Origin of the sequence: Cellulomonas massiliensis JC225 (assembly GCF_000312005.1) — a bacterium.
Classification (GTDB): Bacteria; Actinomycetota; Actinomycetes; order Actinomycetales; family Cellulomonadaceae; genus Cellulomonas; species Cellulomonas massiliensis.
This window is the reverse complement of the sequence record NZ_HE978588.1, coordinates 479,078-487,268: the sequence shown is the minus strand read 5'-3', so window position 1 is coordinate 487,268 and position 8,191 is coordinate 479,078. Positions and strand designations below refer to the sequence as shown.

Annotated in this window: 10 protein-coding genes and 1 pseudogene; 7 read left to right on the top strand and 4 right to left on the bottom strand. The window is 77.0% G+C overall.

Annotated elements, in window-relative coordinates:
- The 7 genes and pseudogenes from HGCM_RS02255 to HGCM_RS02225 all read left to right on the top strand — a co-directional run.
- Window positions 1–336 (top strand): annotated as a pseudogene (locus HGCM_RS02255) (hypothetical protein); the annotation flags it as partial.
- Between the two features lie 37 nt (window positions 337–373).
- Window positions 374–709, top strand: coding sequence for a DUF2516 family protein (locus HGCM_RS02250; RefSeq protein ID WP_019135267.1), 336 nt, complete (start codon window positions 374–376; stop codon window positions 707–709).
- The gene (locus HGCM_RS02245) at window positions 706–1,695 is read left to right on the top strand and encodes an asparaginase (RefSeq protein WP_147572583.1); all 990 of its coding nucleotides are present in this window, start codon (window positions 706–708) and stop codon (window positions 1,693–1,695) included. The genes HGCM_RS02250 and HGCM_RS02245 overlap by 4 nt, the downstream gene beginning before the upstream one ends.
- The gene (gene dtd / locus HGCM_RS02240; RefSeq protein ID WP_026075204.1) at window positions 1,692–2,126 is read left to right on the top strand and encodes a D-aminoacyl-tRNA deacylase; all 435 of its coding nucleotides are present in this window, start codon (window positions 1,692–1,694) and stop codon (window positions 2,124–2,126) included. The genes HGCM_RS02245 and dtd overlap by 4 nt, the downstream gene beginning before the upstream one ends.
- Before the next feature lie 899 nt (window positions 2,127–3,025).
- Window positions 3,026–3,550, top strand: coding sequence for an O-acetyl-ADP-ribose deacetylase (locus HGCM_RS02235; protein WP_019135264.1), 525 nt, complete (start codon window positions 3,026–3,028; stop codon window positions 3,548–3,550).
- A gap of 81 nt (window positions 3,551–3,631) precedes the next feature.
- Window positions 3,632–4,093, top strand: a complete 462-nt coding sequence (locus tag HGCM_RS02230; protein WP_019135263.1) for an acyl-CoA thioesterase — start codon at window positions 3,632–3,634, stop codon at window positions 4,091–4,093.
- 78 nt (window positions 4,094–4,171) lie between these two features.
- Complete coding sequence (locus HGCM_RS02225; RefSeq protein ID WP_019135262.1) at window positions 4,172–4,915, top strand: PIG-L deacetylase family protein; 744 nt, start codon at window positions 4,172–4,174, stop codon at window positions 4,913–4,915.
- 21 nt (window positions 4,916–4,936) lie between these two features.
- Here HGCM_RS02225 and HGCM_RS16495 read toward each other — a convergent pair whose 3' ends face one another.
- The 4 genes from HGCM_RS16495 to HGCM_RS16490 all read right to left on the bottom strand — a co-directional run.
- Window positions 4,937–5,461 (bottom strand): alpha/beta hydrolase family protein, encoded by a 525-nt coding sequence (locus tag HGCM_RS16495; protein ID WP_019135261.1) that lies wholly within the window; start codon window positions 5,459–5,461, stop codon window positions 4,937–4,939.
- A 28-nt stretch (window positions 5,462–5,489) separates the two neighbouring features.
- Window positions 5,490–6,587 (bottom strand): aminotransferase class V-fold PLP-dependent enzyme, encoded by a 1,098-nt coding sequence (locus HGCM_RS02215; RefSeq protein ID WP_019135260.1) that lies wholly within the window; start codon window positions 6,585–6,587, stop codon window positions 5,490–5,492.
- 80 nt (window positions 6,588–6,667) lie between these two features.
- A complete protein-coding gene (locus tag HGCM_RS02210) occupies window positions 6,668–7,459 on the bottom strand; it encodes a lytic polysaccharide monooxygenase (protein ID WP_019135259.1) in 792 nt (263 codons plus the stop codon).
- A gap of 131 nt (window positions 7,460–7,590) precedes the next feature.
- On the bottom strand, window positions 7,591–8,191 hold a 601-nt coding region (locus HGCM_RS16490; RefSeq protein WP_019135258.1), incomplete at its 5' end, for a DUF305 domain-containing protein.

Below are 8,191 nucleotides of genomic sequence, written 5' to 3'. Positions count from 1 at the left end.
GTCCCCGGCGTCCCGCCGCAGGCCGGCACCGCCGGCACCGCCGGAGCGCCGGACGCCGCGGCGCCCGCGCACGACCTGCGCGCCGTGGCCGTCGTCGTGGACCGCCTCGCGCGGGCGACGGACGAGCTCGCGTCCGCCGTCGGGACGGGCCGCACGCCGAGCCGGGCGGCCGACGACCTGGTCGCGGCGGCCGGCGCGCTCGACCCGTTCGCCCTGGCCCCCGACGACTGGCAGGCGCAGAGCCTCGTGCTGCTCCTGCGCTCGCTGGCGGTGGACCTCGCCGAGGCGGCGGGGGCCGACCCGGCGACGGCGCGACGCGCACTCCCGGAGATCTGAGCCCGCCCGGCGCCCCGTCGTCTCGTAGGCTCACCCCGTGGGATCGGTCCGCATCATCCAGCTGTTCGTGTTCGGCGCGCTGCTGCTCGTCATCTTCGGGCTCTCGGCCTGGGCGCTGATCGACCTGCTCGTCCGCCCGGCGAGCGCGTTCGTCTCGGCCGGCAAGCGCACCAAGACGTTCTGGGGCCTGATCCTCGGCGCGTGCGTGCTGGTCTCGTTCCTGGCCGCACCGCCGGCGTACCTCATCCCCGTGTACCTCGCGCTGCTGCCCGCCGTCGGCGCCGCGGTGTACCTGACGGACGTCCGGCCCGCCGTCGCCCCGTACTCCCGCCGCCGGCGCGGCCCCCGCGGCCCGTCCTCGGGGGGCTGGTGACCACCTTCGAGCCCGATGTGGCCGCCAGCGCGGTGCCGCTGGCGCGCGTCCGGCGCGGCGGGCTCGTCGAGTCCGTGCACCTCGGTCACCTCGTCGTGCTGGACCCGGACGGCGCCGAGCGCGCGGTGCTGGGGCACCCGGCCGAGACGGTGTGGGCCCGCTCGTCGCTCAAGCCCGTGCAGGCGGTGGCGATGCTGCGCTCCGGCCTGCAGGTCGACGACGAGCAGCTGGCGCTCGCGTGCGCGAGCCACAACGGCGAGGAGGGCCACCTGCTGGTCGTGGAGCGGACGCTCGCCGAGCACGGGCTCACCACGGCCGACCTGCGCAACACCCCGGACTGGCCGCTCGACCCCGACGCCTCCTGGCAGCGCCGCACCGCGGGCCACGGGCCCGAGCCGCTGACCCAGAACTGCTCGGGCAAGCACGCCGCGATGCTGGCGACCTGCGTCGCCGCCGGCTGGTCGCCCGCGGGGTACCTGGACGCGGGCCACCCGCTGCAGCGGGCGGTGCACGACGAGGTCGAGGCGCTGACCGGTGAGCCGGTCCGGCACACGACGGTCGACGGCTGCGGTGCGCCGCTGTTCTCGACGAGCCTCGTCGGGCTCGCGCGCGCGTTCGGACGGGTCGCGCGCGCCCCGCACGACGAGCCGGACGGGCCGCTCGCCCGCGTCGCGCGCGCGATGACCGGCCACCCGTGGCTCGTCGCGGGGACGGGGCGGGACGCGACCGCGTTCATGACCGCCGTGCCCGGCCTCGTGGCCAAGGACGGCGCGGAGGGCGTGTACGCCGCCGGCCTGCCGGACGGCTCGTGCCTGGCGTTCAAGGTGCTCGACGGCGCCGCCCGGCCGCGCCCGGCGGTGCTCGCCGCCGCCCTCGTCGCGGCGGGGGTCCCCGAGGACGTCGTGGGGCCGCTGGGGCGGACGCCCGTGCTCGGGCACGGGGTGCCGGTCGGCGACGTGCGGGCGACGTTCGGGCCGCTCGCGTGAGGGCGGTGCTGCAGCGCGTCACCCGGGCCTCGGTGACGGTGGACGGGGTCGTCGTGGGTGCGATCGACCGTCCGGGGCTGCTCGCGCTCGTCGGCGTCACGCCGGGGGACGGGCCCGCCCAGGTGGAGCACGTCGCGCGCAAGATCGCCGAGCTGCGGATCCTGCGCGACGAGCGCTCGGTGCTCGACGCCGGCGCACCGGTGCTCGTCGTCAGCCAGTTCACGCTCTACGGCGAGACCCGCAAGGGCCGCCGGCCGACGTGGAACGCCGCCGCGCCCGGGCCGGTGGCGGAGCCGCTCGTCGACGCGGTGGTCGAGGCGCTGCGCGCACGGAACGTGGAGGTGGCGACCGGGACGTTTGGCGCGGACATGGCGGTGGAGCTCGTCAACGACGGGCCGGTGACGCTGCTCGTCGAGAGCGCGCCGGGCTGAGCGTCCGCGCCCGGGCAGCAGAAAAGGCCCCTCGGAGTAAGCGTCCGAGGGGCCCTTCCTGTGACCGCAGGTCTCGTCCGTCCCGGGGACCGGGACGTCCACCGTGCTCGTCGGCCGGAGGGGGTGAGCCCTTCCGGTCCGGGTCGGGTCGACGGGGCGGACCCCGTCGGGACGATCCGGCCGGCCTGGCGCACCAGGCCGGTCCGACCGGTCGGTCCGGCGAGCCGGTCCGACCGTCGCCGTCCGGCTCTCACCCGGCGAACCGGGATCCTGCCGTCCGACGTCCGATGACCCACCGGCGAACCGGTGGCTCACCGGCGAGCCGGTGATCACGCCGCGCTGACGGTGCGGCTCGCCCCGGCACCCGACGGTCCGGCGAACCGGTCCGCCGCGGGCGGGACGACTGCGATCGGCCTCCTGGTCCGTTGCGACCCCCGCGTCGTCATCCGCGGTCCGGCAGGTTGCCCTGCCGGGGTGGTCGCCCGTTCTCCGGTCGGCCCGTCCCCGGCGTCTCCGGTCCCCGCCTGCCCACCGCCCCGAAGGGCTGCTTCTCTGCGGTTCCCGTCCTCGTCGAGGTCGATGGGGAAGTTCTAGTCCCGCCCGGAAACGGGCCGCAAGGGGGCTCTGACCACGACTTTTGTCCACCGCGGGCTGCACAGGGCTGTCCACAGGGGGACCTGCGGGAACACCGGCCGGACACAGGGGTGTGGACGGAATTTGTGGACAGTCCGCGCGTCGTTCACCCGTTCGGCGCGGTGGCGTGCCTAGGCTGGGAACCGGTCGAGGCCCCTCGGAGTAAGCGTCCGAGGGGCCTTCCCTGTGCGCGGCCGTCCACCGGTCCCCGGCACCGCGTCGTCGCCCCGCAGGCCTGGTCGCGGCCTGGGCCGCAGGATGGGCGCATGCGGATCGAGGCGGTGCTCGGGGACATCACGCGCCAGGACGTCGACACGGTCGTCAACGCCGCGAACTCGGGGCTGCTGGGCGGCGGCGGGGTCGACGGCGCGATCCACCGGGCGGCGGGCCCCGGCCTGCTCGAGGCCTGCCGCGAGCTGCGCCGCAGCGCCCTGCCCGACGGGCTGCCCGTCGGCGGGGCCGTCGCGACGCCCGGGTTCGCGCTGCCCGCCCGGTGGGTGATCCACACCGTGGGCCCGAACCGCCACGCCGGCCAGACCGACCCGGCGCTGCTCGCGTCCTGCTTCTCCGGCAGCCTCGACGTCGCGGCCGGGCTCGGCGCGCGCAGCGTCGCCTTCCCCGCGGTGAGCGCCGGCGTCTACGGCTGGGCGGCGGACGACGTCGCGCAGGTCGCGGCCGGCGCCGTCCGCTCCTGGGTGCCGCCGGCCGGCGAGGCGTCGGTCGGGCTCGTGCGGTTCGTGCTCTTCTCGCCCCCGCTGCTCGCCGCGTTCGAGCGGGCGCTCGCCACCTGAGCACGTGCCCGGGACGGGGCGGGACGCCGTCACCGCCGGCTCGCGAGCGGGTCGCAGGCAACCGCTGGGTACCGTGCGTCCATGACGTCGACGGACCCGCACGCCCCCGCGACCCACCGTCGCGGCAGCCTCACGACGAACGTCCGCTGGTCCGACGTCGACCTGTTCGGCCACGTCAACAACGCCGCGTTCCTGCGCTACCTCGACGACGCCCGGTTCACCGTCTTCCCGCGGATGGGGGTCGACGAGTCCGGCGCGATGACGGCCTCGCTGCTCGTGGTCGTCAAGCACGAGATCGACTACCTGGCGCCGCTGACGTTCCGGCTCGCCCCGTTCGAGGTGCAGGTGTGGGTCGCCCGGCTCGGACGCTCGTCCGTGGACTTCGCCTACGAGATCGTCGACGGCGCGACCGTGGTGCTGCGCGCCCGCTCGCGGATGGTCCAGCTCGACCGGGCGTCGCACCAGCCCCGGGCGTTCACCGACGACGAGCGCGCCGACTTCGAGGCCTACCTCGGCCCGGAGCCCGAGCTGCGCGGGTGGTGACGGGTCAGGCGAGCAGGCGCTCGACGAGCGCCGGTCCACCCCGTGCGCTCCGCGGGCGGACGGGCCTACGTTGCGTCCATGGCCGCCGACGAGCCCCGCACCCCGCTCCCCGCCCTGCCCGACGAGACGTTCCGGCGCGTGCTCTGCGTCGTGGCGCACCCGGACGACGTCGAGTACGGCACCTCCGCCGCCGTCGCCGCGTGGACCGCGCGCGGTGTCGAGGTCGGGTACCTGCTGCTCACGCGCGGGGAGGCGGGCATCGACGGCATCGAGCCCGACCGCACGCGCGAGCTGCGCTCGGCCGAGCAGGTGGCCGCCGCGGCGGAGGTCGGCGTGACGCACGTCGAGTTCCGTGACCACCCCGACGGCGTGCTGGAGTACGGGCTCGCGCTGCGCCGCGACATCGCGGAGGAGATCCGCCGCTTCCAGCCGGACGTGGTGCTCACCGGCAGCTGGGAGCTCGAGTTCGTCGCCGGCCTCAACATGGCCGACCACCGGGCCGTCGGGCTCGCGACGCTTGACGCCGTGCGCGACGCGGGCAACCGCTGGGTCTTCCCCGGCACGGAGCCGTGGTCCGCCCGCTGGCTGCTCGTCTCCGGCGACCCGCGCCCGACGCACGGGGTCGACGTGACGGGCGGGCCGCTGGCCGCGGGCGTGCGCTCCCTCGAGGCCCATGCGCAGTACCTCGCCGCGCTGCCGTGGCACCCCGCGCCCGCGGACTTCCTGCCGGCCGTCATGGCGCAGCAGGGCCGCGCGCTCGGCGTCGAGCACGCGGTGCTGTTCCGGGCCTGGGACCTGCAGGCGCCGCCGTCGTTCGACTGACCGCCCCGGCGCCCGGCGCCCTCAGCCGGCGAGCCAGTCGCGCACGATCGTCGCGACCCGCACGTCGGCCGCGGGCGAGTGGGCTCCCGGCACGAGCTCGAGCGTGAACGGCCCGGCGACCGCGGCGAGGTGGTGGCGCAGCTCGTCGGGGGAGCCGAACGGGTCCTTCTCGCCCGAGACGGCCAGCATCGGGACCCCGACGGACGGCAGGTGCGCGGTGCGCAGCTGCTCCGGACGGCCCGGCGGGTGCAGCGGGTAGGAGAGCAGGACGAGCGCCGCAGCGGGCTGCCCCTCGGCGACGGCCGTCGAGCACATCCGGCCGCCGAACGACCGGCCGCCCAGGGCGACGCGCGCCGGGTCCACGCCCAGCTCGTCGGCCAGGCGGTCGGCCTCCTGGCGCACCACCCGGACCGCGGCGGACGCCTGCCTCGGCAGGTCGACGCGGCGCACGGGCAGCGGGTCGAGCACGCGCTCCAGGGCCACCAGCGTCCGGTTGTCGCGGGTGGCTCCCGCCCCGGGCGTGAGCAGAAGGCCGGCGACGTCCATGGCCCGACGGTAGCGGGGCCGCCGGGCGTCAGCCGCGCACGGCCGCCGCGGCCCGCGCGACGTCGTCGGGGTCGTTGCCGTGGTGGAACGCCAGCCGGACGCCGCCGCCGCGGCCCGCCACGCGGCAGCCCGCCGCGAGGAGCCGGGCGCGCAGCGTGCCCTCGTCGTCGTCCGGCAGCGACACGATCGCCGAGCCGGCCGGCGGGCGGCCGAGCGCCGCGCAGAAGGCGTCGGCGAGGGCGACGTCGTGGGCGTGGACCTGCGCCACGTCGACGGCCGCGAACGCCTCGAGCGCGGGCGCCGCCCCGGCCCAGCACAGCCACGACGGCGAGGAGTCGAACCGGCGCGCGTCGTCCGCCAGGCGCATGTGCGGGCCGTACACCGAGCCCCAGATCTTCTCGCCGGCGTACCAGCAGGCGTGGAGTGGACGCAGCCGCTCGACCGCGTCGGGGCGGGCGACGAGGAACGCCGTGCCGCGAGGAGCGGAGAGCCACTTGTAGGCGGCGACGACGGTGACGTCGAACCGGCGCGCGTCGACCGGCAGCCAGCCCGCCGCCTGGGTCGCGTCGCAGAGCGTCAGCGCGCCCGCCCGCTCGGCCGCGGCGGTGATGGCCTCGACGTCGGCGACCCGTCCGTCGCGCGACTGGACGAGCGAGAAGGCGACCACGTCGACCCCCGGCCGCACCGCGGCCGCGAGGTCGTCGAGCGCGACGTGCTCCACGACGACGCCCCGGTCCGCGTGGACGAGGAACGGGTAGACGACCGACGTGAAGTCGCCGTCGACCACGACGACGCGGCCGCCGTCGGGCACGCCGGCCGCGACGATCCCGACGAGCGGCGAGGCCGACCCGCCGATGGCCACCCAGGACGCCGGCACGCCCACCACCGAGGCGAACGCCTCCCGCGCCCGCGTGACCGACCCGTCGTAGAACGCCATGTCGATCCGTCCGCGCGACCACGCGTCGAGCGAGGTGCGCATCGCCTCGAGCGTCGCGCGCGCCGGCAGCCCCGACGTCGCGGTGTCGAGGTAGCCGGGCACCGGGTCGATCGCGGCGCGCAGGGCGAGCACGGCGGGCGGCACGGGCGCGTCCGTGCGGGTCGGGGGAGCGGCAGCGGGCGAGGTCATCCGTCGATCGTGCGCCGTGCGCGCCCGAGGCGGAAGGGCCACCGGGGCGGCGGTGGCCCTTCCGCGGCTCGCGGCCGTCGTCAGCCGGCGGTCCAGAGCGCCGGCACGTACGGCGGCTCCCAGCCGGGCAGCGACGTGTGCCCCTGGCGGCACGTGTAGGACCGGCCGCCGTAGGTGACCGTCTGGCCGGCCGTGTACGCGGTGTACGGCGCCCAGGTGCCGGACGGCGCGGTGGGGCCGCTCGTCGGCGTCGGGGAGCCTGTCGGGCTCGCGGTCGGCGTCGGCGTGGCGCTCGGGGTCGGCGTCGGGGTCGGCGTGGGCGTCGGTGTCGTGCCGCCGCCGATCTGCACGTCGATGCAGGCGTAGAACGCGTTGGTGGTGTCCGCGACGTTCCACACGGCGAGCACCTTCTGCCGCCCGGTGAAGCCGGCGAGGCTCACCGTGTGGCTCAGCGTCGCCGGCGGCTGGGCGTCGTTGCCCGAGATGCTGGCGACCCGCGTCCCGCCGATCCAGTACTCGAAGCTCGCCGTCCGGTGCCGCGCCGTGAACACCCACGTGAAGGTGGTGGTGGTGCCGACGCTCGTCGCGGGCCAGCCCTTCGAGTCGTCGTCGAGCACCGCGAACTGGGCGTTCCCGCCCGAGCAGCTGCGCAGGCCCTTGGGCCCCTCGACGCTCTGCGGCTCCCACTGGATCTGGCCGCAGTCCTTCACGGTGCCGTTCGCGCACAGCGCCTGGCGGCTGAGCGGCGCCGAGACGTACCCGTGCGCCGACGCGCCCGAGGCCGGCACCGTGAGGAACGCGAGCGCGAGCGCGAGCAGCAGCGGGACGGACCGCCGTCGCAGCAGTCGGCGGCGTGGTGTGGCTGGGGGCATGGTGGCCCTCCCGTCTTCGTCGGGCCCGGCGAGCGGGACCCGGGGCCGCGTGGCGGCCGTGCTGCGGGAGGAGCGACCACCGTAGCGGGGCCCGCGCCCTCGCCGTCAAGGCCGCGGGCGGCTCGCCGCGCTCAGCCCGTCGGCTGCTGCTGGAGGCTCAGCAGCAGCTGGACCTGGCCCCGCCGGCTCTCGACGACGCGCTCGGCGTACGCACGCACCTCGGGGTCGCCCAGGCGCGGCAGCGCGTCCTGCGCGAGCTCCGCGGACGCCTGCTGGTGCGCGAGCAGCACGCTGGACAGCAGCGTCCGCAGCTGCGTGCCCGTGGCGGTGGCCAGCGCCCCGAGGATCCGCTCGTCGGCGACCGCCGGCGGCGCGTGCCCGCCGTGCCCGCCGGTGTGCGTGCCCGCGTGCCCGTCGGCCACCTTCGCCGTGACCGGGGCCTCGTCGATCCAGCGCCGCAGGGTCGCACGCTCGTCCGTCTCCGTCGCCGCGATCGCCGCGACGAGCGAGGCCAGCTGCGCGTCCTCCACCCGGCCCTCGACGCGGTCGAGCGCCTCGGCGGTCGTGGACTGGACCAGGAGCAGGTCGGTGAGGAACGCGACGTCCGCCGCCGTCATCGTGCCGGGCGGCGGCGCCAGCCCCTCGCGCTGCGCGTACCACCACGCCGCCGCCGCGCCGACGGCCAGTGCGAGCACGACCGCCAGCGCGCGCCGCAGCAGCGCGGCGGCGCCC